The following is a 24,040-nucleotide window of genomic DNA, read 5'->3' on the forward strand; positions in this document are numbered from 1 at the left end:
CGAGCAGGACAGATGGATCAAAAACACACTGAATTCTCCTCCCGCTTCGCCATCGACCCCGTTGCGGCGTCGGCGATGGGAACCGACGCGCTGCGCCATAATTTCCACGTCGAGGGGCTGTTCCAGCCCGGCCTCGTCAGGCTCACTTACACCCATTACGACCGCATGATCGTCGGCGGCGCCATGCCGGTGGATTCGACCCTGCCGCTGGAAGCGATCAAGCCGACCGGCACCAGGGCATTCCTCGACCGCCGCGAAATGATCGCCGTCAATATCGGCGGCGCCGGTACGGTGACGGCCGATGGCCTGCCCTTTGAGATGGCAACGCGCGACATGGTCTATCTCGGCATGGGCACGCAGGAAGTTTCGTTCGCTTCGGCCGAGCCGGACAAGCCGGCCAAGTTCTATCTGCTGAGCGCGCCGGCGCACCAAGCCTATCCCAGCCAGTTGATCCGCGTCAGCGACGCGAAGCGGCTCGACTTCGGCAGCCAGGCGACCAGCAACGAGCGTTCGATCTTCCAGTTCATCCATGCCGATGGGGTAAAGACCTGCCAGTTGGTCGTCGGCATGACGCAGCTCGCGCCGGGCTCGGTGTGGAACACCATGCCATGCCATGTGCATGACCGACGCATGGAGGCCTATCTCTATTTCGACCTGGCCGAAGGCGCGCGCGTCTTCCACTTCATGGGCGAGCCGGACGAGACGCGCCACATCGTCATGCGCAATGAAGAGGCGGTGCTGTCGCCGGGCTGGTCGATCCATTCTGGAGCCGGCACCTCGAACTATGCCTTCATCTGGGCCATGGCCGGCGACAATGTCGACTATACCGACGTCGACCAGGTGACGATGGATCAGCTCAGGTGAGCGATCTTTCTGCCTTCAGCCTCGCGGGAAAACGCATCCTCGTCACCGGCGCCAACACCGGCATCGGCCAGGGCATCGCCGTGTCGGTCGCGCGCGCCGGCGCCGCCGTGATAGGCGTCGGCCGCTCGGCGATGGATGAGACGGCGCAGAAGGTCGCGGCTGTCAAGGGACGGTTCGAAGCTGTGGCCACCGATCTCGGCGATCCCGCCAAGGCGGCCGACATGCTCGACCGGGTCTGGGACGAAATCGGGCCGCTCGACGGCCTTGTCAACAATGCAGGCATCATCCGACGCGCCGACGCGGTCGAGCTGACCGAGGCGGACTGGGACGAGGTGATGGACATCAACCTGAAAACGGTCTTTCGACTTAGCCAGAGTTTTGCCAGGCGGGTGCTTGCGCAACCCGGGCGACGCGGCAAGATCGTCAACATCGCCTCGGTGCTGAGTTTTCAGGGCGGCATCCGCGTCGCTTCCTACACGGCCTCGAAACATGGCGTGCTCGGACTGACCAGGCTGCTTGCCTGCGAATGGGCGTCGAAAGGCATCAACGTCAACGGCATCGCGCCGGGCTATATCGAGACCAACAACACCGAAGCCCTGCGCGCCGATCCCGACCGCAGCGCCGCCATCCTCGGGCGCATTCCCGCGGCGCGCTGGGGCCTGCCCGGCGATATCGGCGATGCCGCCGTTTTCCTGCTGGCGCCGGCGTCGGATTACATGCATGGCGCGGTGATGCCGGTGGATGGCGGCTGGCTGGCGCGATGACCATTTCAATTTCTGGACGGAAGCTCGCGATGACCGATATCTTTTCTCATGCCGACGAGAAGACCCGGATACCGACGCCGGACGGCAACAGGCGGCGCGTGCTGGTGCATACCGACGAACTGATGCTGGTCGAGTTCGCCTTCGACAAGGGCGGCGTCGGCGCGCTGCACTCGCATCCGCATGTCCAGGCAAGCTATGTCGCCGAAGGCCGTTTCGAAGTCACCATCGATGGCCGCTCGGAAATCCTGGAAGCGGGGAGCAGCTTCATCGTTCCGTCGAACCTTGTGCATGGCGTCAAGGCGCTGGAAGCGGGGCGGCTGGTCGACAGTTTTGCACCCTATAGGGCCGACTTCCTCTAGGTCCTTCCTATGGTCCAAAAGGAAAACCCGCGCCGTGAGGCGCGGGTTTGTTGCCTGGGCGCTTGTGGCGCCGCCGCGGTACTCAAACATTGCCGCAGGACGATAACGGTGCCGCAACATAGTGAAGATAGGTTTAACGAAGAAGACTGGAACTGTGCCGGCATATCGGCCAAAGAAACGATGGGCCGCAGATCGTCATTCGGCGGATGAGCAAAGCCGGCGGGAGAGAAAGTCTGGAATGGACGTCGTACGAAAATCAGAAGCCCTTTTACGCGAGGCCACCAGGCGACCGGTCAGGGAGGTCCGGCGCCTTGCGCTGGATTTGAAGCGGCTGTGGCGGGTTTGGGTAGAGGCGGACACGGCGCGCTACAACAAGATATTCATCGCCGGCTGCGCGCGCAGCGGAACGACGCTTACGCAGCGCCTGATGGGATGTTTCGAAGACACTTTCGTCCATCGGGCCGAAGCGAAATACACCCAGTTGGACATGCTGGACCGCCCGGAAGCCAACCTTGTCGTCAAGCGCACCGAGCGGGGCCATGTGCACCTGGCTAAATTGCCAAGCGCCGTTGGCCTGATCTATTGCGTTCGCCATCCGCTTGACGTGCTTACAAGCTCGCATCCGGAGAGCAGGGCGCAGCGCCGGTTCCACGTCACGCCCGAACGCTGGCTGGCGGAATATGATGCCTTGCTGCGGCTGAGGAAGACCCAGCCCCGCCGCGCGATCACCTATATCCGTTATGAAGACATGATCGCTCAGCCGGATGCCATGCAGGAGCGGATCGCGAGGGCATTCGACCTCAAACCGCGCATCCGGTTCAGCGAGGATCCCGGCAACCCGATACGCGCAACCTCGCTGCAGAAATGGGAGCGAAACGAAGAGTTCCGGACCTATCTGCGCGCCCTGCCGCCGGCCTTTCTCGCGCGCCTGAAGGAGTTCTGCGACGAGTTCGGCTACGATATGCCGGACTGGGCCCGCGGATGACGGCAACGGTTGGCCTTCTCGCCAAGCGGCACGGACCTTTGATCACACCCGGCATGCTGCCCGGCGACGACGGCGCCAACATAAACGGTCCTTCGCTGGTCAGGATGCCCGATTGGGCGAAGGGCCGGCTCGGGGCCTATCATCTCTATTTCGCGCATCATCATGGCAGCTATATCCGGCTTGCCTATTCCGATGCGATAGAGGGTCCCTGGCGGATCCATCCAGGGGGCGTGCTGTCGCTCGCCGAGTGCCCATTCCTCCAGGGGCACATCGCGTCTCCCGACGTGCATGTCGATGAGCGGAATCAGCGAATCGTCATGTATTTCCATGGTCCGGCCTTGAATGGCCAGGGCCAGACGACCTTTGCGGCCACCTCCGCCGACGGTCTGCGTTTCAGGCCCAATGCCGAGCCGCTCGGACCATTCTACGCTCGGATCTTTCGCCATGACGGCTGGTGGTATGGGCTCTTCGGCACGGGCAATGTGAGGCTCCGCCGATCGAGCGACGGTCTGTCCGGTTTCGAAGAGGGACCGGTCGTTTTGCCCGGCTCACGGTGGGCAAGGCCCAGGCACGTCGCGGCGCAGAAAAGCGGCCGGTCGCTGATCGTCTATTATACGCGCAAGGACGACGCCCCCGAGCGCATCGTTTACGGCAGCATGGATCTTTCCAGTGACTGGCAGCGCTGGAAAGTGCGCGGCAAGACCGAATTGCTGAGGCCGGAGACGGACGACGAAGGCGCGGATCTTCCAGTTAGCCGCGGCCGCAGGGGCGCGGCTAGGGGCAGGCAGAATGCGCTCCGCGATCCGGCGATTTTCGAGGAGAATGGCCGGACATGGCTGCTCTATGCTGTCGCCGGCGAAAGCGGCATAGCGCTGGCCGAAATCCGGCCCGGCGAACCGAAGGCCGCAGGTTTGCGAAGATCGATCGCGGACCTGTGGAACCAGCTACGGATCTAATGCTTCGTCACTTTGGCGAATGCGGGGCTCAGCGCTGCTGCAGCGCAAGCCTCACGCCGAGCGCGCAGTAGATGCCGCCGACCACCTTGCCCTGCCACCTCAGCACGGCCGGCTTGCGGCGCAGGAAAGAGCCCAGACCTCCGGCCGAGACGGCGAAGACCACGGTGCTGAAGAGGCCGAGCAGAACAAAGACGGCGCCAAGGATCGCCAGTTGAAGCACGACCGATCCGTTTTCGGGGCGCATGAACTGGGGCAGGAAGGCAAGGAAGAACAACGCCGTCTTCGGGTTCAGCACCTCGGTCAATACGGCCTGCCGGAACGCCTTGCCCGCCGGCACGGCCAAGACGCTCCCGGCGAGATCGACCGGCGCCTTCTCGAGGATGGCGCGGATGCCGAGGTAAACGAGATAGGCCGCGCCGATATATTTGATGATGGAAAACAGCATCGCCGAGGTGGCGATGATGGCCGAGATGCCGAAGATCGCCATGACGGTGTGGACGACGTCGCCCGCCGCGACGCCGGCGCCGGTGGCGATGCCGACCTTGGTTCCCGAGCTGGTCGCCCGCGCCACGGTAAGCAGCGTGGCAGGCCCCGGAATAAAGACGAAGCCAAGCACGATCGCGACATAGGTCGCCAATGTGGCCAAATCGATCATTGCCGGGTTCCTCCGCTGCAGGCCGGACAGGAAGCCATCCTTTGCGTGGAAAGGCAATGCGGATGGCGGCGACGCTTGTTTGCAATTATACCATAGAGTGGTACTATCGCCCACTAAGGGTGAAGGATGATCGCTGGCTTTCGGGACGAGTGGTTGCGAGCCTTCTTCGTTGACGACGTGCGCTCAAGGAATATCCCGCCCGATCTCGAACTGCGGCTGTTCCGCAAGCTCCAGATGATCGATGATGCGACGACCGATCTGGATTTGCGCGTGCCGCCCAGTAATCATTTCGAGAAATTGCGCGGCAACCTCGAAGGGTTCCATTCGATCCGCGTCAACAAGCAATGGCGGCTGGTATTCCGGTGGGACGGTCGCCGCGGTGAAGCGTCGGGCGTCTATCTTGACGACCATAGCTACAGATAGGTGGATTATGCTGACGACCAAGCGCAGACCGGTGAGGATCGGCGAGATCCTGGTGGAGGAGTTCATGCGGCCGATGGGTCTCACGCAAGCCGCCTTGGCCGAGGCAATGGGCGTGCAACGCAAGCATGTCAATGAGCTCTGCAACAATCGTCGCAACGTCACGGCGCCGACCGCGCTTATCCTTGCGCGTGTGTTCGGCAACAGCCCCGAGTTCTGGCTCAATGTGCAGCGGCGCAGTGATCTGTGGGAGGCGATGCACAACCCGAAGGAGCGTGAGAGGATCGAGCGCGCGCGTCCGTTGCCGAACGCGGCCTGATCCGGGCTTGATAGGATGCTCGAGGGCAGCGTACCGGCACCCCTCGGTCTACCTGGATAGCCTTCCTGTGATCGTCACTCTAAGAAGCGGCCTCAGCCGAAATCCGGGAATCACTCTCAATGCGGACATCGATAGCTGGCATTCCGGCGGAGGGACGCGATCCGAAGCGGCGAGTGCTGCAGGACGTGTTCGGCTTCGACGATTTTCGCCCCGGGCAGGCCGACGTGATGGAGGCGCTGCTGGCGGGACGCCACGTGCTGGCCGTGATGCCGACCGGCGCCGGCAAGTCGCTCTGCTATCAGGTTCCGGCGCTTGTCTTGGGCGGGCTCACCATCGTCGTCTCGCCGCTGGTGGCGCTGATGCAGGACCAGGTCTCGGCGCTGCGGCTCGCCGGCGTCGCCGCCGACACGATCAATTCCTCGCTCGACCGCGATGCCAATGTCGCGGCGTGGCGCCGGGTCGCGTCGGGCCAGACGCGGCTGCTCTATCTCGCGCCGGAGCGGCTGATGACCGACCGGATGCTCGACGCGCTCGCCAGGCTCGATATCCGCCTGATCGCCGTCGACGAGGCGCATTGCATCTCGCAATGGGGGCCGGCGTTCCGGCGCGAATATGAGGATCTCGCGCAGTTGCGCGACATCTTTCCGAAAGTGCCGATCATCGCGCTGACGGCGACCGCGGACGAGACGACGCGCACCGACATTTCGGCGCGGCTGTTCGCCGACCGCGTCGACACGCTGGTGCTGGGCTTCGACCGGCCGAACATCAAACTCGCCATCGAGCCGAAGCAGGACAGCAAGCGCCAGCTGCTGCGCTTCGTCGAGCGCCATCCCGGGCGCAGCGGCATCGTCTACTGCCTGTCGCGCCGGAAGACGGAGGAGATGGCGGCCTTCCTCGAAAAGAACAGCGTCACGGCGCTCGCCTATCATGCCGGCATGAGCAAGGAGGCGCGGGAAGCGAACCAGAACGCCTTCATGACGCTGTCGGGCGTCGTCATGGTGGCGACCATCGCCTTCGGCATGGGCATCGACAAGCCGGACGTGGCCTATGTGTTCCACACCGACCTGCCGGCGAGCCTCGAGGCCTATTACCAGGAGATCGGCCGCGCCGGCCGCGACGGGCGGTCGGCGGAGGCGCATATGCTGTACGGCCTCGGCGACATCCGCACGCGCCGCCTGTTCATCGACGACGAGGATGCCTCGTCCGAGCACAAGCGGCGCTCGCACGGCCGGCTGGACACCCTGATCGGCTATTGCGAGACGGCGCAGTGCCGCCGCCAGGTGCTGCTTGGCTATTTCGGCGAGGAAGCGCAGCCTTGCGGTAATTGCGACAACTGCCTCAGCCAGGCGCCGCGCGCGGACGGCAGTGCCGAAGCGCGCATCATCCTTTCGGCCGTCGCGCAAACCGGCGAGCGGTTCGGCGCCGCCCATGTCATCGATGTCCTGCTCGGCCACGAGACCGAGAAAGTGCTGGCCAGGGGCCATCAAAGGCTTGCCAGCTTCGGCACCGGCGCGGCGCACAAGAGACCTGCGTGGCTGTCGCTGATCCGTCAACTCGTGGCGGGCGGGTTTCTGATGCCGGATCCGGACGGCTATGGCGGCCTTGCCATTTCGGAAAGCGGCCGCGCGCTCGGCCGCGGCGAAACCGCGTTCGAGTATCGCGTCGAGACGCGGCACCGTTCCTTGCGCAACAAGGCGCGTTCAGCCCAGGCTGCCGCCGGCACGGACGATCTGGACGCCGCGCTCCTCGCCGCGCTCAAGGCGCTGCGGCTGCGCCTCGCCAAGGAACGCCAGGTGCCGGCCTATGTCGTCTTCTCCGACCGCACGCTGATCGACATGGCCGAGCGCCGCCCACGCGACCTCGACGCCTTCGCCGAGGTGAACGGCGTCGGCGAGGCCAAGCTCAGGGAATTCGGCGAGATTTTCTTGAGCGCGATCGCGGCGCATCAGGCGGGCGCTTAGCTCGTTACCATTCGCCGCTGAGACGTTGCCGCCTGCAGGGAAGCACCTTGCTCTCCCCTGCAGGTGGACCCCGGCGACAGTTCAGGCCGCTACGGGCAGCGCCTCGATCCCGTGGCGCTGCATGGCTGCGCCGATGCGGGCGAAGTCGGGCTGGGCCTGCGGCTCGGCGGTGCCGATGTCGCGGAAGAAAGCGATCATGGACGGCTCGACGAGCACCAGCATCCGCACCGGGCGGCCGCTGTCGTTGGAGTAATTGTGCGGCGCCCTCGGGCCGATGCGCACCGAGGTACCGGGACCTGCGACGGTCACTTCGGGCGGGCCGCCGGCGCCAAAGTGACGGACGGTGAGCGCGCCTTCCAGCACATAGAACAATTCGGGCGAGGCGTGGCTGTGCGGCGGAGTGCCGGAACCTGGCGGGACCTCGACCTCGATAAGTTCAAGGCTGGAACCCACGATGCCGCCGAGCAGGCGGATGCGGTCGGCGACGACCCAGAGCGTCTGGGCGGCCTCGGGAGTGGTGACGTTGAAGTTCATGGCTTGTCTCTTTGGTTGGTGACTTCCGCCGGTGAATGACCCGGGGTGACCGCGGACAGGATCACCTCGAGTGCCCAGGATGCGGTCTCGCCGGCCTGGGCGCCGGTGAGACCGCCATAGTCCTTCAGGATCTCCCATGCGGAGGCCGAGAAGAGCAGATGAGCCAGCGCCTCGACCTTCTCGGCCTCGGCGGGCTGAAGAGAGGAAATGGCGGGAGCCAGCGCGCGCCTGAAATTGGCGCGGCGGCTTGCCACCGTGCCCATGCGCATCTCACGGCCGGTCCGCGAATGGAGCGACGAGCGGATCGCAGCGTCGTGCATATCAAACCGCGGGAAGGCCTGGCGGGGACCGTCGACAACGTCCTCAGGGGTCCTTGGGGTCGTAGAGGCTCTGATCCGGGCATTCAACCAGGGCCAAAAGGCAGCCAGCAGGTCGTCCTTGGTGGCGAAGTGGCGGAACACCGTGCGGCGCTGCACGCCAGCCTTCCGGGCGATCGCCTCCATGCTGATCTCGTCGGCGGCGGTGGCCGAATCCATGAGCTCAAACAGGGCGCAGAGGATATCCTCATGCGTTTCACGCGCTTTCTCTTCGCGCATGGGGCTGTTGTAGGTGCGGACTTGCGACACGCGGGTGCTCCTAATTGATGGCACTGTTTGTGTCATGAAAATCGACGACTGTCAATTGGTGTCACTGATGGTGTCGTTAATTGAAGTTGATAGGGTCGCTTTTCGCTCGGTCGGACTTGGTCGCCGACGGTTACTAATGACGGAATGAGCGCTGCGGCCCAAGGAGCGGCAGGCCAGCGCACGGCCGGCCGGACGTCGATTCGGGCCGATCAACCTCGATCCTTCGCCGAGGTGAACGGCGTCGGCGAGGCCAAGCGCAGGGAGTTCGGCGAGATGTGAGCTGAATCCACAGGTAACTCTTCAGGTACACCCAGGGTGGCGCATGACGCGGTGTGCGACGGCAGGGGCGAACATTTGACAAACTTTGTCAAAATATGCCATACACTGGACATTATATGGAGGCCGATATGGCGACGATGAACGTATCCTTGCCCGATCCCATGAAGGCGTGGGTGGAGGCGCAGACTGAAACGGGGCGTTACGCCAATGCGAGCGATTACGTGCGTGATCTGATCCGCAAAGATCAGGAGCGCAACGACAAGATTGCGGCCATGCAGAGCTTTGTCGATGACGGCCTGAAGAGCGGTATCGGCAGGCGCTCCAAGGACGAGCTTTTCGCAGAGGCGGTCAACCGGGCAGAGGCGCCACGCGGCAAGCGATAATGGGTTTCCGCCTATCGATAGCGGCGGAAGAGGACATTATCGGCATTGCCGAGCAGGGTGTCCGCGTGTCTGGCCCCGTGCAAGCCAGACAATATCATGACGAGTTGTTCGCGATCTTCGATCTGATCGTCGCCAATCCGCGCATCGCGCGGGAGCGACTTGAGTTATCACCGCCGATGCGAATCCATCCGTTCAAGGCCCATCTAGTCGTTTACCGGATCGAGGGAGACGGCGACATCCTCATTGTCCGAGTGCGTCACGGGCACGAGGATTGGGCGAGAAGCTGATTCCTGACGTCGGCGAACGCCTGACCCCGGACAAAACACCTTTTCGTCCCATCGACAACATTCAATAATGCGCGTAACCGCTCAACGGACATCTCTGGGATGCCGGAACCTCGAATGTGCCGTCAATGCCGCTGCAGGTGCGGAACCCGGACTTTCGTCCCGCCGCCTTCGATTTCGGCGCCGGTCTTGGATTGGCTGCTTCGCGCTGCCGGTCGCGTCTCGGCTTCGCACGGACGACCGGCTGCGGTTTCTCGGTCTTTTGCGGTGCGGCGCTTTCCTGTTTTCTAGCTTCCGCTTCCGACGCCCGCTGGGCTCGGTAGCTCTTCAGGGCATCGTCCGTATCGAGTTTCAGGCGGGCATATTGCTTTGAGGTAAGAAAGGTGGTCGGGGGCAGCTTGTTCTCTTCCTGCCATTGGCCGATGGCGCGGCGCGTCTTGAGGCCGAAGTCGCCGTCGGCTTCGTCCAGGTCGTAACCGATCGCCAGCAGCCTTTCCTGCAGGTCGATCTTTTCCTGACGATCGAGCCCGATCGCGCTTTCCGTCAGTTCGGTCCCGGTGTCGGTTTCGGGATTGGCGGCCGCGGCCGGTGCCGCCGCCGTGGCGGATCGCGACGCGGCGCTCTCGGTATTGGCGACAACAGTCGGTGCATTGCCGACAGTGACCGGCGACTTCTTGAGCTGATCGATGTTGAGACGGGCGAGATCGGCGAACGCCCCCTTGGGGAATTGCTGCAGATAGGCTTCGTAATGCGCCAGCGTGTTGCGCTTGGAGGCCTCGTCCCACACGCGCTGCTCGATTTCCCATCCGCGCGCGTCGGTGCCTGCGGGTTGGGCCGGAGTCTCGGTGGCGGACGGCTGCGGAGCCGGGGCGGCGGGTGGCGGCGTTTGCGGACCGATAAAGACCTCGCGGCCGAGCGAGGCATTGTGCCAGGGCCGCTGGCGCCCATCGGTCTCGGCCGTCACCTCGCCGCGAACGCGGGTCAACGCGCTCTGGATCTCCACGCCCGGCTCGGCCAGATGCCTGGCCAGCGAGGTCGTGTAAGGGCTGTTGGCGCCGTTGCCGTCATAGGACACGGAACCGGGATCGGTCGCAAAGGCGATCAGCACGCCGCCGGTGCCAACGTCCGAGCCGCTGACATCGATGGGCGCCAGGCCCGGCGCGGTGGTCGAGCGGCTCTTCGGCAAGGAAGCCGCGAGTGTCCTTGCCAAAGGATTGTCGCGGCAGGCGTCCAGGATGACGATGCCGACGGCGGGGTCCGGCGGGAGAGCGTCGAGCAACTCGTCGATCTGGATGGTGCGGGTCTTGAGATGCGCCGGAGCCGTAAGCTCGGCATCGACCGGGATCAGGTAGTTCTTGCCGTTCACCTGCATGCCGTGGCCGGCGTAGTAGATCAGCGCCGTATCCGCCTCGTACGAGGCTTCGGTGAACTTGTTCAGCCGGTCACGCATTCCGGCGTAGTCGAGGTCGACGCCTTCGATGACGTTGAACCCCGCCTTGCGCAGGACTTCGGCCATCAGGCGCGCGTCGCCGGCAGGATTGGGAAGCGCCGGCGCGTAGACATATTTGCTGTTGCCGATGACCAGGGCGACCCGGTTGCCGCCGGCGGCAAGGGCGGGTGCCTCCAGCAGATTGCCTGCAACCAGGAAAAACAAACCAACAACAGCTGCCCAGAACCTCATCGCGCGCACTCTCAATCAAGTTGCGGCTTTGCCTGCTCGTTCCAGTCGCATTTCACGCGGGGGACGCCCCTTCCATGAAATACATAACACATCAGCGGGGTTTAATGTGGCTCTCTTCGCTTCAAGGGCGGCTGGCTGAACGATGCGAATTTCGGCTGATACTGCCTTGTCGATATCGGTCCGTGCCTCCAGCGATGCCGCACAAATCGGACGCGCGTGTTTTTGAGGTTGCCTTGGAGGTGCCCTTGAGCTGGAGTCGATCGGATTTGACGCACGTCAAAGCGCATTTGGACCGAGCAGGCGATCCTGCGGAATGTGACGAGCCTGGAAGCCGTGCTGTGCTTGGACGATCTTGTCAGATCTGGCAGCGAGACGATCGGACCGCAAGCGGTACCTTCGGTGCGATCATGCTTGCGTTCGGGCTTGCCCTTTTCCTGTTGCTGACGCCTTCAGCCCAGGCGCACGAGTTCAGCGCTTCACAGGGCGTTTCGCTAGCCAAGGTCGTTCCATCAATTGGCGACTGCAAAGCCGATCAGGCGACATCGATGGCGACCGTCCTGTTCGCATCCGCTCCGGATGATTCAGGTTGTCATGACGGCGCAGCCCACGCCAATTGCGGTTTGTGCGTGAGTGGGCATTGTTTCGCTTGTTCGGCTGCGGTTCTTGCGGCTGCTTCGGACATCGGCCTTGTACCGGTGCGCTGCGCCCCAGTTTTCATCGACCAATCAGGCGCCGCGCTGACAAAGCCTGACGAGACCTTTCGACCTCCTCGTTCCGTTCTCTGACGACCTGTTCGGCAGGCAAATCTCACGCTTGCCGACCCGCGCCGCTTTCGTCTTCGTGACCAACATCGCCTACGGCACCGTGTCACTGATCTCGGTCAAGGATCAGTCGGTCGTGAAGTCCTATGCAGTCGGCAAGGGGCCAAACGGGATCACGTTCCAGGTGCCGCAGCCGACTCTTGGCAGCGCCGGGTGACTGGCGCGGAACCCTGAACCCGAAATCCAGGAGAACCAGACAATGAAAATGCTAAGCAAAACCGTCCTCGCCGCAGCCATGCTCTTCTCATCTGCGGCCTTCGCCAACGACGCCCACCATCCCCCTGGCAGTGCGGGAACCGCGCCTGCCGCTGCGCCGGCCCCGGTGTCCGGCGACAGCGCCGGGACGATGCCCCAGGGCGGCGCGACGCCACAGGGCGGAACGATGCCGCAGGGCGGAATGATGCCCCAGGCCGGCATGATGCCTCAGGGCGGAATGATGCCGCAGGGTGGAATGATGTGCGGGATGATGCCGCAGGGTGGGATGATGCCCCAAGGTGGGATGATGCCCCAAGGCGGGATGACGCCCCAAGGCGGAACGATGCCCCAAGGCGGGATGATGCCGCAGGGTGGGATGATGTCCCAGGGTGGAATGATGCCCCAGGGCGGAACGATGCCCCAAGGCGGGATGATGCCGCAGGGTGGAATGATGTCCCAGGGCGGGATGATGCCGCAGGGTGGAATGATGCCGCAGGGTGGGATGATGCCGCAGGGTGGAATGATGCCCCAGGGCGGGATGATGTCCGGCGAGATGATGCGGATGATGATGGGCATGATGTCTGCGAAGGACGGATCGGCTGAACAGATGATGTCTCCGGACCACGTCGAAGGGCGCATCGCGTTCCTGCAGGCCGAGCTCAAGCTGACCGATGCGCAACAGCCGCAATGGAAGGCTGTGGCCGATGCAATGCGTGCCAATGCCAAGCTCGCAAAAGAGGCGATGGCCGGGATGGGCGGCGCGATGATGTCCGCTGGCTCTGCCGCGATGACGCCTCTGAAGAGGATCGATCAAGTCGAGCAGATGCTCTCTGCACGGCTCGAAGGCCTGCGCCAGTTGAAAGCGGCAATGGAGCCCTTTTACGCAACGTTGAGCGAAGCGCAAAAGGCGGTGGCCGACAAGCTGCTCATGCCGGCGCCGATGGGCATGATGTGAGCTCGGAGGGGCCGTTGAGGCAGACCGCGACGGCCCCACGCGACCAAGACGAGATCTCCTGGTGAGGCCATGAAGATGAAGCGGAGCATTGGCACGGAAGAGCTGCTGCAGCTTCAGCGGGAGACGTTCGACTACTTCCTGGACGAGGTGAATCCTGCCAATGGCCTCATCCGCGACAAGACTGCTGCGAATTGGCCGGCAAGCATCGCTGCGACGGGCCTCGCTCTCGCCTGCTATCCCGTCGCCGTCGAGCGCGGGTTCATAGCGCGTCAAGCTGCGGTGGCACGAACGCTGGCCACGCTGCGCTTCTTCTGGGCAAGCCCGCACGGACCGGAGCCGGACGCCACCGGGCACCGTGGCTTTTATTATCATTTCCTCGACATGCAGACGGGACAGCGAGCCTGGCAATGTGAGCTGTCGACGATTGACAGCGCGCTGTTGCTGGCCGGCGCCCTGTCGGCGGCCGCCTATTTCGATGCGGATGCAGCCGACGAGAGGGAACTGCGCACGCTCGCCGACGCGCTCTATCGCCGTGCCGATTGGCAGTGGGCGCAAGACCAGGGCGCGACAGTGACGCACGGCTGGACCCCGGAAAACGGGTTCATCAAATATCGCTGGGAAGGCTACGACGAGGCCCTCCTGCTCTACGTTCTGGCACTCGGCTCGCCGACCTTTCCGCTTCCCGAAAGCAGCTACGCCGCCTGGACTTCGACCTATCGCTGGGAGAGCTGCTACGGCTACGACTATCTGTACGCTGGGCCGCTGTTCACGCATCAGCTCTCGCATGTCTGGATCGACTTTCGCGGGATCCAGGATGCCTTCATGCGGGAAAAGGGCATCGACTATTTCGAGAACAGCCGCCGAGCGACCTACCTCCAGCAATGCTATGCCATCATGAACCCGCGCAGGTTCGACGGTTACCGAGAGTGCTGTTGGGGCATCACGGCAAGCGAAGGACCAGGCCCCGCCACGCTCAAGCTGAACGGCATCCAGCGGGAGTTCTACGACTATGTCGGGCGCGGCGTCCCCTACGGACCGGATGACGGCACGCTCGCGCCCTGGGCAGTCGTCGCCTCATTGCCATTCGCTCCTGAAATCGTCCTGCAGGCGATCCACTTCTGTATCCACCAGGCCAAGCTTAAGCAGTTCAATCGATACGGCTTCAAGGCCGCCTTCAATCCCACTCATCCAGGGGGGCCCGGTAACCCCTACGGTTGGTGGGTGTCGCCCTGGCATTTCGGCATCAACCAGGGCCCCATCGTGCTGATGATCGAGAACCATCTGACTGGCCTGTTGTGGCGCCTGATGCGCGGTTGCCCGCACATCGTGACTGGGTTGCGCCGTGCCGGGTTCGCTGGCGGTTGGCTGAACGAGCTCGGTCCTGGACAGCTTTATGAGCGTCCATCGGTTGGCGCCTCGAGCGCCCCTATTCTGGACCAGCATTCGTCGTCGCACGCTGATGGGAAGTCAGAAGCGCGCCCTGAGAGGAGCGCTCGAACGTAAGCGGGAGAAAGACCATGTTGGACAAAAGGCGAACCTCGGATACGAAGTGGATTGCTCGACAGGTGCCGGCTCTGAAAAGCAGATTCGGATGGCGGCAACGTTCCCTTGCGCTTTTGATCGGCCTGATTGTTTCAGTCTTGGCCACCGGGCGAGCTGCTTGGGCTGACGAGAACTTCCAGGCTGTTCAGGGAATTGGCGTCTATTTCGGCGTCCTGCCGGCCGCCATCGTCGGAGGTCACCAAGAGTGGCACGTTGAAGGTGCCATGCACGGGGGCGCGCCTTCGGGTGCGCATCAGTATCATATTGTGGTCGCGATCTTCGATGCGAAGACCGGCGCGCGGATCGAGAACGCGCGAGTGAGGGCGAACATATCCGGGCTTGCTCAGGTCGGTGCGCAGAACGTCGCGCTGGAGCCGATGCTGATCGCAGGGACCGTCACGTACGGCAATTTCGTCGAACTGCGAGGCAGCGACCGATACGACATCAAGCTCGACATAACAGTGCCCGGGCACGAATCTCCCGTGCGGGTCAACTTCAAATACCAGCACCTATAGTGACCCGACGAAGCTGGATCGGACCGGATGTTAAAAGGCCGGGCCCTGCCAAGTTGGGCAGAGGTTCGACGTGCGGCCACCCGGTCGGGGTGCCTGCGTGGTGCGGGGCCTTGCCTGGAACGGATTTGACGCACATCAAAGCGCATTTTGACTAAGCCGGCGATCATGAAGGATGTGAAGAGCTTGGAAGCCGTGCTGTGCTTGGGCGATATTGTCAGATCTGGCAGCGAGACCATCGGACCGCAAGCGGTGCTTTCGGAGCGATCATGCTTGCGCTTGGGCTTGCTCTTTTCCTGTCGCTGACGCCTTCGGGTCAGGCGCAAGGGCATGAGTTCGGTGCCTTGCAAGGTGTTTCGTCAGTCAAGGTCGTTTCATCAATTGCCGAGTACAAAGCCGATCGGGCGGCCTTTACGACGAGCGTTCTGGCGGTATTTGCCGAACCCGGCTGTCACGACGGCGCGGTCCATGCCAATTGCGGCCTGTGCGCGGGCGGGCACTGTTTCGGTTCGGCGGCCATTCTGGCGGCAACGCCAGGAATTGGCTTTGTAACGGAGCCCGATGCCCCGGCTTTCCTCGTCCAATCAAGCTTCTCGCTGACAAAGCCTGACGAAGCTTTTCGGCCTCCTCGTTCCGCTCCCTGACAACCTGCTCGGCGGGCAAACCTCACGCTTGCCGACCGGGTCGCTCTTTGTGCTGGGCCAACGCCGGCTCCCGGTCAGGAACGCCTTTCGAGGAGAAAAATCATGAACATTCGGACAGAAACCACAATCCACCCCCCTCCAGGTGGCCTGGCTAACGGGCGCGAGTCGCTCACCCTGCGCATTGGAGGAATGACCTGCGCCCACTGCCCGCCGGCCATCGAGACGGCTATTCGCGCGGTCAAAGGGGTGCAGGCCGCCTCGGTCAATCTCGCCACGCAGACGGCGAAGGTCGACTATGACCCAGCCCAGGCGAAGGTCGCGGAAATCCTGCGCACCATCCGCTCCGTCGGCTACGCCGCCGGTACGGCAACGATGCGCATTCCCATCAAGAACATGCATTGCACCTCATGCGCCATACGTGTCGAGCTGGCGCTGAAGATGACCCCTGGCGTGATCGCCGCCCGCGCCAGCCTCGCACCCAACGCTGTCGACATAGAGTATCAGCCGGAACGGACCGATTTCCAGGAGTTGAGGCAGTCGATCGAGTCCTCCGGCTATCGTGTGGCCGAGCCGAAAATCAAGCCGGCGGACGCGACGCTGGACCCGGCCGAGGCAGCGAACGAACAGGAGTATCGCGGCCTGATGCGCAGGTTCTGGCTCGCCGCCGTCATCTCCCTCCCGGTAATGGCGCTCAGCTACCCCGATTTCATTCCGGGACTGCGAGATTGGATGCCCATGGGCAGCGGCACGCGTCGGATGGTTTGGGCGCTGCTCGGCGTGCTGAGCCTGCCCGTCCTGCTCTGGTCGGGATCCCAGTTCTTCGTAGGCATGTGGGACGCGCTGAAGCACCGCGCGGCCAACATGCACACGCTGATCGCGATCGGCATCACGGCGGCGTTCCTCTATTCGGTCGTGGCGGTCGCATGGCCAGGGATCTTTCCCGACATGGCGCTGGCCGAAGTCTTCTGGGACGTGACCGACGTCGTCGTCGCGCTCGTCGTGCTGGGTCTCGCCCTGGAGATCAAGGCAAAGGGCAGGACCTCACAGGCGATCAAGAAGTTGATCGGGCTGCAGGCGAAGACGGCAAGAGTCGCGCGCAACGGCAAGGAAATCGACCTGCCCGTGGAGGAAGTGCTGGTCAGCGACACGGTGATCGTCCGTCCGGGTGAAAAAATCCCGGTCGATGGCAAGGTGAGTGCGGGATCGAGCGCTGTCGACGAGTCGATGATCACGGGCGAATCCATGCCGGTCGAAAAGCAGGTCGGCGACGAGGTCATCGGCGGCACGCTCAACAAGACAGGCAGCTTCCGCTTCGCCGCGACGAAGGTCGGCAAGGATACCGCCCTCGCAAGCATCATCCGCATGGTGAAGGACGCGCAGGGGTCGAAGGCGCCGATCCAGCGCGTGGTCGATACCGTGTCGGGCTACTTCGTGCCGGCGGTCATGATCGTGGCGATCCTGGCGGCCGTGGTCTGGTACGATTTCGGGCCCGAACCGCGGCTGATCTATGCCACGGTCATCCTGGTCACCACGCTGATCATCGCCTGTCCCTGCGCCCTCGGCCTTGCGACGCCGACCTCGCTCACGGTCGGCATCGGCAAGGGAGCTGAAAACGGCATCCTGATCCGCTCCGGCGACGCGCTGCAGGCGGCCGAAAAACTCGACGCGATCATCCTCGACAAGACGGGCACGATCACCAGGGGCGAACCGGCGCTGACCGACGTCGTCGTCACGCCGGGCCACGAAGAGAGCGCCGTGCTGCGGCTCACCGCGTCCCTTGAGCGCGGCTCCGAGCACCCGCTGGCCTCGGCCATCGTCAAGGGCGCCGAGGCGCGCAAGATCGAGCTGGTCGACGCTGAAGGTTTCGCGGCCATCCCGGGTCACGGCGTCGGTGGTCGGATCGACGGCCATGACGTGCTGTTCGGCAACGCCAAGCTCATGCGCGACCGGGGTGTTCCCGCGGACGCGCTGCTGCCGCAATGGGAGCGTCTCGCCAACGAAGGCAAGACGCCGATGTACGTTGCGGTCGACGGGCAGGCGGCCGGGCTGATCGCGGTCGCCGACACCGTGAAGCCGGACTCCAGGGCGGCGATCGAAATCCTGAAAGGATTGGGCATCGAGGTCGTGATGCTGACCGGCGACAACGAGCGCACAGGTCGGGCGATCGCCCGCGAAGTCGGCATCGATCGGGTGCTGGCGGAAGTGCTTCCGGACGACAAGGCGCACGAGGTGCAGAAGCTGCAGCTCGAGGGCAAGTCTGTCGGGATGGTCGGCGACGGCGTCAACGACGCGCCGGCGCTCGCCCAGGCCGATGTCGGCTTCGCCATCGGCACCGGAACCGACGTCGCCATCGAGGCGAGCGACGTGACGCTTATCAGGGGCAGCCTGATGGGCGTCGTCACGGCGATCGAGATCAGCCGGGCGACGATGCGCAACGTCCGGCAGAACCTCGTAGGGGCCTTCGGCTACAACGCGCTGGGCATCCCGGTCGCGACGGGCGTGCTCTACCCGTTCATCGGGCTTCTGCTCTCGCCCCTGATCGCCGCCGCCGCCATGGCCTTCAGTTCGGCGACCGTCGTCACCAACGCCAACCGTTTGCGCTTCTTTCAACCGAGGAGGACAGGCCAATGACACCCGACCGCTGGATAGTGACCGTCGCCGGAATCGGCCTGGTCGCGTTCATCATCTGGTTCTTCTGGCTCAAGCGTTCGAAGGGCATCCGCGCCGCGGAAACGAGCGGCGGCTACCAGGAGGCGATGATCCTCGTGAAGGGCGGCTACACGCCCGATACGATCGTCGTCCGCAGCGGCCGCCCGGTCCGGCTGAACTTCCGTCGTGAGGAGACCGCCTCCTGCTCGGACAAGGTGATTTTCCCCGATTTCCAGAAGAGCGCCGACCTGCCGACGGGGGAGACCGTCGCCGTCGAGCTGATGCCCAAGGAACCGGGCGAGTTCGGATTCTCATGCCCCATGGGCATGTTCCGCGGCCGCCTCGTCGTCGAATAGGAGACCCGCAATGTCGACACATGACCACTCAGACCACGACCATCCGCAAGGCCCCTTTCTGGCTTCACGAGCCGGACTTGTCCTGCTCGGCTTCCTTGCGATCGGCGGGTTCCTGCTTTTCACCGAGCACCGCGCCCATGTCCTTGGCGCGCTGTTCTACCTGCTGCCGTTAGGCTGCGTCTTCATGCACTTCTTCATGCATGGGGGACATGGCCATGGCGGACACGGCGGCCACCGCAACCGGTCCGACGAAAGGAATCCGTCATGAGCGCCGAGACCCAAGCCTACGGCCTTTGGAGCCTGGTGATCGTCAACTCCGCGGTCTTCATCCTGTTTGCCTACAGCTTCTTCAAGCCGCAGACCGGGCGGGACTGGCGTTCGTTCGGGGCCTTCAGCGCGTTCCTGGTCGCGCTGTTCGCGGAGATGTACGGCTTTCCGCTCACCATCTATTTTCTGTCCGGCTGGCTGCAGGCCCGCTATCCGGGGATCGACTGGTTCTCGCACGATGCCGGCCACTTGCTGGAAATGATGTTCGGCTGGCGGGTCAATCCGCATTTCGGACCGTTCCACCTGCTGAGCTTCGTCCTGATCGGCGGCGGGTTCTGGCTGATCGCGGCTGCGTGGCGCGTTCTCTACGACACCCAGCAGCACCGCTCTCTCGCAACGGGCGGACCGTACAGCTATGTCCGCCACCCGCAATATGTCGGCTTCATCCTGGTCATGCTCGGCTTCCTCGTTCAGTGGCCTACGCTGCTCACGCTCGCGATGTTCCCGGTGCTGGTCGTCATGTATGTGAGGCTCGCACAAGCCGAGGAGCGCGAAGCGGCTGCCGAATTCGGCGATGCGTATCGCGCGTACATGAAACATGTCCCCGGATTCCTGCCGCGGCTGGATCGCGTCCTTGCCAGATTGAGCGGCCAGTCCGGTGAAGGCAAGCCGTCATGACCAGCCGCTTGTAATCGGATGCGCAGCCATGTCGCTCCCTGAAGCCTCGTCAACACCAGAGCTGCTGCTCACGGCATATGACGTTCCCGATGACCCGGTCGAAGTCGTCGAGCGTAAGGGATTGGGGCACCCGGACACCATCTGCGATGCCCTTGCTGAAACATTCTCGCGCAATCTGTGCCTGGAGTATTCTCGACGCTTCGATCGCATCCTTCACCACAACGTGGACAAGGCGCTTCTGCTGGGCGGTCGCTCCGTGCCCGCTTTCGGGGGCGGCTCTCTCACCAGTCCGATAAACATCTATCTGGCGGGTAGGGCCACGACGGAAACCGGCGGCGAAAATATCCCGGTCGAAGAGATAGCGATCGAGGGGTCCCGGTCTTGGCTGAAATCCAACCTGCACGCGCTCGATGCGGAACGCGACGTCCGGTTTCACGTGCTGACTCGACCCGGCTCGCAGGACCTGCAGGAGCTGTTTTCGCGCACGTCCGAAGCTCCCTTGGCCAATGATACTTCGATTGGCGTTGGCTACGCGCCGATGAGCGCCCTCGAGACTCTGGTGCTTGACGTCGAACGGCACATCAACGGAAGAGACCGAATTCGCGTACATCCCGCATGGGGCGAGGATGTAAAGGTGATGGGTGTTCGACAAGGCAGGTCGGTTCGCCTGACCGTCGCCTGCGCCATGATCGGACGTTATCTCGCTCACAGCGACGATTATCTTGCCGAGAGATCCGAGCTTCGGACACTCGTGGCAGAACTTGCCCGACAGCATGGGTTCACAGAGTCCGAAGTGGACGTCAATGCCGCCGATGGAGCGTCCCAGGGCGCGCTCTACCTCACCGTCACCGGGACATCGGCCGAGGCTGGGGATGACGGCCAGGTAGGCCGCGGCAACAGGGTCAATGGCTTGATTACGCCCTGTCGGCCAATGAGCCTTGAAGCGGCCGCGGGCAAGAACCCGGTGTCGCATGTCGGGAAGATCTACAACATCGCGGCGCGTGATATCGCCGAGGCGATCTGCGCTGCCCTGTCCGAGGTCGCGGCTGCCGAGTGCATGCTGGTGAGCCGGATCGGCGACCCGGTAACCCGACCCGCCCTCGTTCAGTTGAAAGTCGCGACGCGAGACGGCCTGCCAATCGCGAAGGTCAGGCGATCCGCAGAGGCAATCACAGCAGATCGCCTGGGCCGAATTCCGAGGCTCATCGAAGATTTCGTCGCTGGCACAATAGCCACGTTTTGAGGAGCGGCCGAGGCAAGGTTCAAGAAGCATGGCTGAAAGAGTTTTTGCCGCTCAGCATCTGACCAAGACCTATGTCTCGGGCGAGACGCAGGTGCACGCGCTGCGAGGCGTGGATCTCGACATTTCCGCAGGCGAGGTGGTGGTGATGCTGGGCCCGTCGGGCAGCGGGAAATCGACGCTGCTCAACATCATGGGCGGGCTCGATCACGCGACCAGCGGCGAGCTTTCCTTCAAGGATTTGCGGCTGACAGACCTCGATGACCGGGGACTGACATCCTATCGCCGCCGGTACGTCGGCTTCGTGTTCCAGTTCTACAATCTGATCCCCAGCCTGACGGCCTACGAGAATGTCGCGCTGGTCACCGAGATCTCCGACGATCCGATGCGTCCCGAGGAAGCTCTCGCCCTCGTCGGGCTGGAGCCGCGCATGCATCACTTCCCGGCGCAGCTGTCCGGCGGCGAGCAGCAGCGCGTCGCCATCGCCCGCGCGATCGCCAAGCGTCCGGAGGTGCTGCTCTGCGATGAACCGACAGGCGCGCTCGACTCCAGGACGGGCGTTCGGGTGATCGATGCGCTGATGAAGGTCAACGCCGAACTCGGCACGACCACCGTGATCATCACCCACAACGCCGTCATCCAGGAAGTCGCGCATCGTGTCCTGTTCTTCAGCGATGGGCAGATATCCAAAGCCGTCACCAACGAGGCCCGGCGCGCGGTCGCCGAGTTGCACTGGTGAAGACATGCGCGCCCTGGACATAAAGCTGTTTCGCGATCTCGTCCGCCTTTGGGCACAGGTGCTGGCCATTGCGCTGGTCGTTGGCGGCGGGGTGGCGACGCTGCTCCTCGCGGTCGGCTCCTACCGCTCTCTCGACGAGACGAGGATCGCCTATTACGAGCGCTACGGTTTCGGCGATGTCTTCGCCACGGTGCGACGGGCGCCAAAGGCCCTCATCGCCCGGATCGCCGAAATTCCGGGGGTGGTGGCCGTCGATGCACGCATCGCAAAGTTCGCGCTGCTCGACATACCGGGTTTTTCCGAGCCGGCCACCGGTATGGTCATCTCGCTGCCGGAAATCGGCGAGCCGCCGCTCAACCGGCTTTACATGCGCGTCGGCCGCACACCGGACCCGAGCCGGGAAGATGAGGTCGTCGTCAACGAAAACTTTGCCGAAGCGCATCGTTTCACGCTGGGGTCAAGCTTCGCGGCAATCCTAAACGGCCGCAAGCGCGACCTGACGATCGTCGGAGTCGCCCTTTCGCCTGAATATATCTACGCAGTCGGTCCAGGCGACATTATCCCCGACGGTCGCCGCTTCGGCATCGTCTGGATGTCGGAGCGCGCCCTGGCCAGCGCCTACGACCTGAAGAACGCATTTTCGTCCGTGTCGCTCAAACTTCTTCCGGGGACATCGGAGCGCGAGACGACGACGCGTCTCGATGCGCTGCTCGACCGCTATGGCGGGCGCGCCGCCCATGGACGCAAGGACCAGATATCGCACGCCTGGCTCGATCACGAGCTCGACATGCTGAACAATATGAGCCGCACGCTGCCACCGATCTTCCTGTTGGTCTCCGCATTCCTGGTGAACCTCACCCTCAGCCGTCTGGTTTCGCTCGAGCGCGAACAGATCGGCCTGCTGAAAGCCCTGGGTTATCGCAACGCCAGCATCGTCCTGCACTACCTGAAATTCGTCGGCATCATCGCTTTGATCGGCATCGCCATCGGCAGCGCCGTTGGCACCTGGCTCGGCGCCTACATGACCAATCTGTTGGCCGGCTTCTTCCGCTTTCCGTTTCTCGTCTTCGTCAAGAATCCCGATCTCTACGTGATCGCGGGTGCGCTGAGCCTGTCCGCCGCCATGGTTGGGGCACTGCGCGCCCTGCGCGAGGTCGTCGCTCTGGCTCCGGCGGTGGCGATGCAGCCAACCGCGCCGCCAAGCTTCCGCAGCGTGCTGCCCGCAAGCGTCAGCATGGCCGGCTTCGTTTCGCAGCCGACCACGATGATGCTGCGCAACATCACCAGCCATCCGATCCGTTCGCTCTTCACCACGCTCGGCATGGCGCTGGCGACAGCGATCCTGATCGTGTCGCTCTTTCTCGGCGGCACGATGGAGCAGCTCATTGATGTCACCTACTTCCTGGCGGATCGTCAGGATGCGACCGTCAGCTTCTTCGAAAAGCGTTCGCGGGAAGTCGCCTTTCAGATCGCAAGGCTTCCAGGCGTGCTGACCGCAGAGCCCTATCGGGAAGTCCCGGTCCGCATCCGCAACGGCCATATCGAGCGCCGGATCACGATCCGCGCCCGGCCTCGCGACGCCGAGCTCAACCGCATCATCGACGCTGACCTGCGGCCGGTCGTGCTGCCGGAATCGGGCCTCGCGATCTCAGCAATGCTTGCACGGATCCTGAAGGTTCAGATCGGCGACACCGTCGAGGTCGATCTGCTGGACGGCGAGCGGCGGACGGTTGTGCTTCCCGTTGCGGCGTTGGTCGAGGACTATCTCGGCATCCGCGGGATGATGAATCAGGAGGCGCTCACCAAGCTGCTGCGCGAAGTCCCCGCGGCAAATGGTGTCAATGTCAGCCTGGACGAGAGCAGGCAGGATGAGTTCTACGCCGCCCTCAAGGCCATGCCCGTCGTGAGCAGCCTGTCCCTCCATGCATCCTCCCTCGCCAACTTCCGCAATGTCACTGCGCTGATCATCACGACGATGGCCAGCATCTATACCGGGCTGGCCGCCGTCATCGCCTTCGGGGTGGTCTATAACAGCGCGCGCGTGTCCCTGTCCGAGCGCGCCCGCGAACTGGCAAGCCTGCGCGTGCTTGGCTTCACGCGCGCCGAAGTGCTGCGCATCCTCCTGCTCGAACTCGCCTTGCTGACCTTGATCGCGCAGCCGCCAGGCTGGGCCATGGGCTACGGTCTTGCCTGGATCATGAGGACGAACCTGGCCGGCGAGCTGATGCGGGTGCGCGCCGTGGTCGAGCCCGCCACCTTCGCTTTCGCCAGCGCGATCGTCATCGCCGCAGCGGTGCTTTCTGCTTGGGTCGTCCGCAGGCGGGTCAATCGATTGGACCTTGTTGCCGTTCTCAAGACACGGGATTGAAGAC

General features: G+C 63.5%; 29 protein-coding genes. 24 read left to right on the forward strand and 5 right to left on the reverse strand.

Translation table 11 applies throughout. The annotated features are described in order from the left end of the window. Window positions 1-12 precede the first annotated feature (12 nt). The 5 genes from kduI to EJ070_RS10805 all read left to right on the forward strand — a co-directional run bounded on the left by kduI (window position 13) and on the right by EJ070_RS10805 (window position 3,928). Window positions 13-864, forward strand: a complete 852-nt coding sequence (kduI, locus tag EJ070_RS10785) for a 5-dehydro-4-deoxy-D-glucuronate isomerase (protein WP_126091347.1) — start codon at window positions 13-15, stop codon at window positions 862-864. After that, window positions 861-1,628: a 2-dehydro-3-deoxy-D-gluconate 5-dehydrogenase KduD gene (gene kduD, locus EJ070_RS10790; RefSeq protein ID WP_126091348.1), complete on the forward strand. Its 768-nt coding sequence runs from the start codon at window positions 861-863 to the stop codon at window positions 1,626-1,628. Before kduI ends, kduD begins: the two co-directional genes overlap by 4 nt. Window positions 1,629-1,657: 29 nt before the next feature. Continuing rightward, the gene (locus EJ070_RS10795) at window positions 1,658-1,987 is read left to right on the forward strand and encodes a cupin domain-containing protein (RefSeq protein ID WP_126091349.1); all 330 of its coding nucleotides are present in this window, start codon (window positions 1,658-1,660) and stop codon (window positions 1,985-1,987) included. 154 nt (window positions 1,988-2,141) lie between these two features. Further along, window positions 2,142-2,972, forward strand: a complete 831-nt coding sequence (locus tag EJ070_RS10800; RefSeq protein WP_245464847.1) for a sulfotransferase — start codon at window positions 2,142-2,144, stop codon at window positions 2,970-2,972. Continuing rightward, a complete protein-coding gene (locus tag EJ070_RS10805) occupies window positions 2,969-3,928 on the forward strand; it encodes a hypothetical protein (protein WP_126091350.1) in 960 nt (319 codons plus the stop codon). The genes EJ070_RS10800 and EJ070_RS10805 overlap by 4 nt, the downstream gene beginning before the upstream one ends. 28 nt (window positions 3,929-3,956) lie before the next feature. Here EJ070_RS10805 and EJ070_RS10810 read toward each other — a convergent pair whose 3' ends face one another. After that, window positions 3,957-4,583 carry a LysE family translocator gene (locus tag EJ070_RS10810; protein ID WP_126091351.1) on the reverse strand — a complete coding sequence of 209 codons (627 nt, stop codon included), beginning with the start codon at window positions 4,581-4,583 and terminating at the stop codon, window positions 3,957-3,959. Window positions 4,584-4,709: 126 nt separating this feature from the next. Here EJ070_RS10810 and EJ070_RS10815 point away from each other — a divergent pair, with 126 nt between their 5' ends. The 3 genes from EJ070_RS10815 to recQ all read left to right on the forward strand — a co-directional run bounded on the left by EJ070_RS10815 (window position 4,710) and on the right by recQ (window position 7,283). Next, window positions 4,710-5,006, forward strand: coding sequence for a type II toxin-antitoxin system RelE/ParE family toxin (locus EJ070_RS10815; protein ID WP_126091352.1), 297 nt, complete (start codon window positions 4,710-4,712; stop codon window positions 5,004-5,006). A 7-nt stretch (window positions 5,007-5,013) separates the two neighbouring features. Beyond that, complete coding sequence (locus EJ070_RS10820) at window positions 5,014-5,322, forward strand: HigA family addiction module antitoxin (RefSeq protein WP_126091353.1); 309 nt, start codon at window positions 5,014-5,016, stop codon at window positions 5,320-5,322. A 119-nt stretch (window positions 5,323-5,441) separates the two neighbouring features. Continuing rightward, a complete protein-coding gene (gene recQ / locus EJ070_RS10825) occupies window positions 5,442-7,283 on the forward strand; it encodes a DNA helicase RecQ (protein ID WP_126091354.1) in 1,842 nt (613 codons plus the stop codon). 81 nt (window positions 7,284-7,364) lie between these two features. Here recQ and EJ070_RS10830 read toward each other — a convergent pair whose 3' ends face one another. Beyond that, window positions 7,365-7,817, reverse strand: coding sequence for a cupin domain-containing protein (locus EJ070_RS10830; protein WP_126091355.1), 453 nt, complete (start codon window positions 7,815-7,817; stop codon window positions 7,365-7,367). Continuing rightward, window positions 7,814-8,443 (reverse strand): TetR/AcrR family transcriptional regulator, encoded by a 630-nt coding sequence (locus EJ070_RS10835; protein WP_126091356.1) that lies wholly within the window; start codon window positions 8,441-8,443, stop codon window positions 7,814-7,816. The genes EJ070_RS10830 and EJ070_RS10835 overlap by 4 nt, the downstream gene beginning before the upstream one ends. Before the next feature lie 144 nt (window positions 8,444-8,587). Between EJ070_RS10835 and EJ070_RS37440 the strand changes: the two genes are divergently transcribed. The 3 genes from EJ070_RS37440 (at window position 8,588) to EJ070_RS10845 (ending at window position 9,392) form a co-directional block, all read left to right on the forward strand. After that, window positions 8,588-8,722, forward strand: coding sequence for a hypothetical protein (locus tag EJ070_RS37440; RefSeq protein WP_281059648.1), 135 nt, complete (start codon window positions 8,588-8,590; stop codon window positions 8,720-8,722). 128 nt (window positions 8,723-8,850) lie between these two features. Next, window positions 8,851-9,105, forward strand: coding sequence for a type II toxin-antitoxin system ParD family antitoxin (locus EJ070_RS10840; RefSeq protein ID WP_126091357.1), 255 nt, complete (start codon window positions 8,851-8,853; stop codon window positions 9,103-9,105). Next, a complete protein-coding gene (locus EJ070_RS10845) occupies window positions 9,105-9,392 on the forward strand; it encodes a type II toxin-antitoxin system RelE/ParE family toxin (RefSeq protein WP_126091358.1) in 288 nt (95 codons plus the stop codon). Before EJ070_RS10840 ends, EJ070_RS10845 begins: the two co-directional genes overlap by 1 nt. A 61-nt stretch (window positions 9,393-9,453) precedes the next feature. Here the strand turns inward: EJ070_RS10845 and EJ070_RS10850 are convergent, their stop codons facing one another. Beyond that, window positions 9,454-11,070 (reverse strand): caspase family protein, encoded by a 1,617-nt coding sequence (locus EJ070_RS10850; RefSeq protein WP_126091359.1) that lies wholly within the window; start codon window positions 11,068-11,070, stop codon window positions 9,454-9,456. A gap of 245 nt (window positions 11,071-11,315) precedes the next feature. On the opposite strand from EJ070_RS10850, the gene EJ070_RS10855 reads away from it, so the two are divergent. Beyond that, window positions 11,316-11,855: a hypothetical protein gene (locus EJ070_RS10855; RefSeq protein WP_126091360.1), complete on the forward strand. Its 540-nt coding sequence runs from the start codon at window positions 11,316-11,318 to the stop codon at window positions 11,853-11,855. Between the two features lie 28 nt (window positions 11,856-11,883). After that, the gene (locus tag EJ070_RS36240) at window positions 11,884-12,048 is read left to right on the forward strand and encodes a hypothetical protein (protein WP_189350477.1); all 165 of its coding nucleotides are present in this window, start codon (window positions 11,884-11,886) and stop codon (window positions 12,046-12,048) included. 266 nt (window positions 12,049-12,314) lie between these two features. Here EJ070_RS36240 and EJ070_RS36245 read toward each other — a convergent pair whose 3' ends face one another. Beyond that, window positions 12,315-12,662 carry a hypothetical protein gene (locus EJ070_RS36245; protein WP_189350479.1) on the reverse strand — a complete coding sequence of 116 codons (348 nt, stop codon included), beginning with the start codon at window positions 12,660-12,662 and terminating at the stop codon, window positions 12,315-12,317. On the opposite strand from EJ070_RS36245, the gene EJ070_RS36250 reads away from it, so the two are divergent. The 11 genes from EJ070_RS36250 to EJ070_RS10910 all read left to right on the forward strand — a co-directional run bounded on the left by EJ070_RS36250 (window position 12,649) and on the right by EJ070_RS10910 (window position 24,036). Next, window positions 12,649-13,041 (forward strand): Spy/CpxP family protein refolding chaperone, encoded by a 393-nt coding sequence (locus EJ070_RS36250; RefSeq protein WP_189350482.1) that lies wholly within the window; start codon window positions 12,649-12,651, stop codon window positions 13,039-13,041. The two genes, EJ070_RS36245 and EJ070_RS36250, sit on opposite strands and share 14 nt — an antisense overlap. Before the next feature lie 69 nt (window positions 13,042-13,110). Further along, window positions 13,111-14,544 carry a glucoamylase family protein gene (locus EJ070_RS10865; RefSeq protein WP_126091362.1) on the forward strand — a complete coding sequence of 478 codons (1,434 nt, stop codon included), beginning with the start codon at window positions 13,111-13,113 and terminating at the stop codon, window positions 14,542-14,544. A gap of 14 nt (window positions 14,545-14,558) precedes the next feature. After that, window positions 14,559-15,098: a hypothetical protein gene (locus EJ070_RS10870; protein WP_126091363.1), complete on the forward strand. Its 540-nt coding sequence runs from the start codon at window positions 14,559-14,561 to the stop codon at window positions 15,096-15,098. Between the two features lie 266 nt (window positions 15,099-15,364). Further along, window positions 15,365-15,739 carry a hypothetical protein gene (locus EJ070_RS10875; protein ID WP_126091364.1) on the forward strand — a complete coding sequence of 125 codons (375 nt, stop codon included), beginning with the start codon at window positions 15,365-15,367 and terminating at the stop codon, window positions 15,737-15,739. Between the two features lie 102 nt (window positions 15,740-15,841). Then, window positions 15,842-18,370, forward strand: coding sequence for a copper-translocating P-type ATPase (locus EJ070_RS10880; protein WP_126091365.1), 2,529 nt, complete (start codon window positions 15,842-15,844; stop codon window positions 18,368-18,370). Further along, window positions 18,367-18,744, forward strand: a complete 378-nt coding sequence (locus EJ070_RS10885; protein ID WP_126091366.1) for a cupredoxin domain-containing protein — start codon at window positions 18,367-18,369, stop codon at window positions 18,742-18,744. Before EJ070_RS10880 ends, EJ070_RS10885 begins: the two co-directional genes overlap by 4 nt. 10 nt (window positions 18,745-18,754) lie before the next feature. Further along, a complete protein-coding gene (locus EJ070_RS10890; protein WP_126091367.1) occupies window positions 18,755-19,012 on the forward strand; it encodes a DUF2933 domain-containing protein in 258 nt (85 codons plus the stop codon). Next, the gene (locus EJ070_RS10895) at window positions 19,009-19,689 is read left to right on the forward strand and encodes an isoprenylcysteine carboxylmethyltransferase family protein (RefSeq protein WP_126091368.1); all 681 of its coding nucleotides are present in this window, start codon (window positions 19,009-19,011) and stop codon (window positions 19,687-19,689) included. The genes EJ070_RS10890 and EJ070_RS10895 overlap by 4 nt, the downstream gene beginning before the upstream one ends. Before the next feature lie 28 nt (window positions 19,690-19,717). After that, complete coding sequence (locus tag EJ070_RS10900; protein ID WP_126091369.1) at window positions 19,718-20,932, forward strand: methionine adenosyltransferase; 1,215 nt, start codon at window positions 19,718-19,720, stop codon at window positions 20,930-20,932. Between the two features lie 28 nt (window positions 20,933-20,960). Beyond that, the gene (locus EJ070_RS10905) at window positions 20,961-21,668 is read left to right on the forward strand and encodes an ABC transporter ATP-binding protein (RefSeq protein WP_126091370.1); all 708 of its coding nucleotides are present in this window, start codon (window positions 20,961-20,963) and stop codon (window positions 21,666-21,668) included. Window positions 21,669-21,672: 4 nt separating this feature from the next. After that, a complete protein-coding gene (locus EJ070_RS10910) occupies window positions 21,673-24,036 on the forward strand; it encodes an ABC transporter permease (RefSeq protein ID WP_126091371.1) in 2,364 nt (787 codons plus the stop codon). The last annotated feature ends 4 nt before the right edge of the window (window positions 24,037-24,040 follow it).

Origin of the sequence: Mesorhizobium sp. M1E.F.Ca.ET.045.02.1.1, from assembly GCF_003952485.1 — a bacterium.
Classification (GTDB): domain Bacteria; phylum Pseudomonadota; class Alphaproteobacteria; order Rhizobiales; family Rhizobiaceae; genus Mesorhizobium.

Bases quoted from the DNA above. Each gene is read 5' to 3' on its own strand.
- kduI (WP_126091347.1), top strand. From the start codon at position 13: ATGGATCAAAAACACACTGAATTCTCCTCCCGCTTCGCCATCGACCCC.
- EJ070_RS10795 (WP_126091349.1), top strand. From the start codon at position 1,658: ATGACCGATATCTTTTCTCATGCCGACGAGAAGACCCGGATACCGACG.
- EJ070_RS10805 (WP_126091350.1), top strand. From the start codon at position 2,969: ATGACGGCAACGGTTGGCCTTCTCGCCAAGCGGCACGGACCTTTGATC.
- EJ070_RS10810 (WP_126091351.1), bottom strand. From the start codon at position 4,583: ATGATCGATTTGGCCACATTGGCGACCTATGTCGCGATCGTGCTTGGC.
- EJ070_RS10815 (WP_126091352.1), top strand. From the start codon at position 4,710: ATGATCGCTGGCTTTCGGGACGAGTGGTTGCGAGCCTTCTTCGTTGAC.
- EJ070_RS10820 (WP_126091353.1), top strand. From the start codon at position 5,014: ATGCTGACGACCAAGCGCAGACCGGTGAGGATCGGCGAGATCCTGGTG.
- recQ (WP_126091354.1), top strand. From the start codon at position 5,442: ATGCGGACATCGATAGCTGGCATTCCGGCGGAGGGACGCGATCCGAAG.
- EJ070_RS10830 (WP_126091355.1), bottom strand. From the start codon at position 7,817: ATGAACTTCAACGTCACCACTCCCGAGGCCGCCCAGACGCTCTGGGTC.
- EJ070_RS37440 (WP_281059648.1), top strand. From the start codon at position 8,588: ATGAGCGCTGCGGCCCAAGGAGCGGCAGGCCAGCGCACGGCCGGCCGG.
- EJ070_RS10840 (WP_126091357.1), top strand. From the start codon at position 8,851: ATGGCGACGATGAACGTATCCTTGCCCGATCCCATGAAGGCGTGGGTG.
- EJ070_RS10845 (WP_126091358.1), top strand. From the start codon at position 9,105: ATGGGTTTCCGCCTATCGATAGCGGCGGAAGAGGACATTATCGGCATT.
- EJ070_RS10850 (WP_126091359.1), bottom strand. From the start codon at position 11,070: ATGAGGTTCTGGGCAGCTGTTGTTGGTTTGTTTTTCCTGGTTGCAGGC.
- EJ070_RS36250 (WP_189350482.1), top strand. From the start codon at position 12,649: ATGATGATGGGCATGATGTCTGCGAAGGACGGATCGGCTGAACAGATG.
- EJ070_RS36245 (WP_189350479.1), bottom strand. From the start codon at position 12,662: ATGCCCATCATCATCCGCATCATCTCGCCGGACATCATCCCGCCCTGG.
- EJ070_RS10865 (WP_126091362.1), top strand. From the start codon at position 13,111: ATGAAGATGAAGCGGAGCATTGGCACGGAAGAGCTGCTGCAGCTTCAG.
- EJ070_RS10870 (WP_126091363.1), top strand. From the start codon at position 14,559: ATGTTGGACAAAAGGCGAACCTCGGATACGAAGTGGATTGCTCGACAG.
- EJ070_RS10875 (WP_126091364.1), top strand. From the start codon at position 15,365: ATGCTTGCGCTTGGGCTTGCTCTTTTCCTGTCGCTGACGCCTTCGGGT.
- EJ070_RS10880 (WP_126091365.1), top strand. From the start codon at position 15,842: ATGAACATTCGGACAGAAACCACAATCCACCCCCCTCCAGGTGGCCTG.
- EJ070_RS10885 (WP_126091366.1), top strand. From the start codon at position 18,367: ATGACACCCGACCGCTGGATAGTGACCGTCGCCGGAATCGGCCTGGTC.
- EJ070_RS10890 (WP_126091367.1), top strand. From the start codon at position 18,755: ATGTCGACACATGACCACTCAGACCACGACCATCCGCAAGGCCCCTTT.
- EJ070_RS10895 (WP_126091368.1), top strand. From the start codon at position 19,009: ATGAGCGCCGAGACCCAAGCCTACGGCCTTTGGAGCCTGGTGATCGTC.
- EJ070_RS10900 (WP_126091369.1), top strand. From the start codon at position 19,718: ATGTCGCTCCCTGAAGCCTCGTCAACACCAGAGCTGCTGCTCACGGCA.
- EJ070_RS10905 (WP_126091370.1), top strand. From the start codon at position 20,961: ATGGCTGAAAGAGTTTTTGCCGCTCAGCATCTGACCAAGACCTATGTC.
- EJ070_RS10910 (WP_126091371.1), top strand. From the start codon at position 21,673: ATGCGCGCCCTGGACATAAAGCTGTTTCGCGATCTCGTCCGCCTTTGG.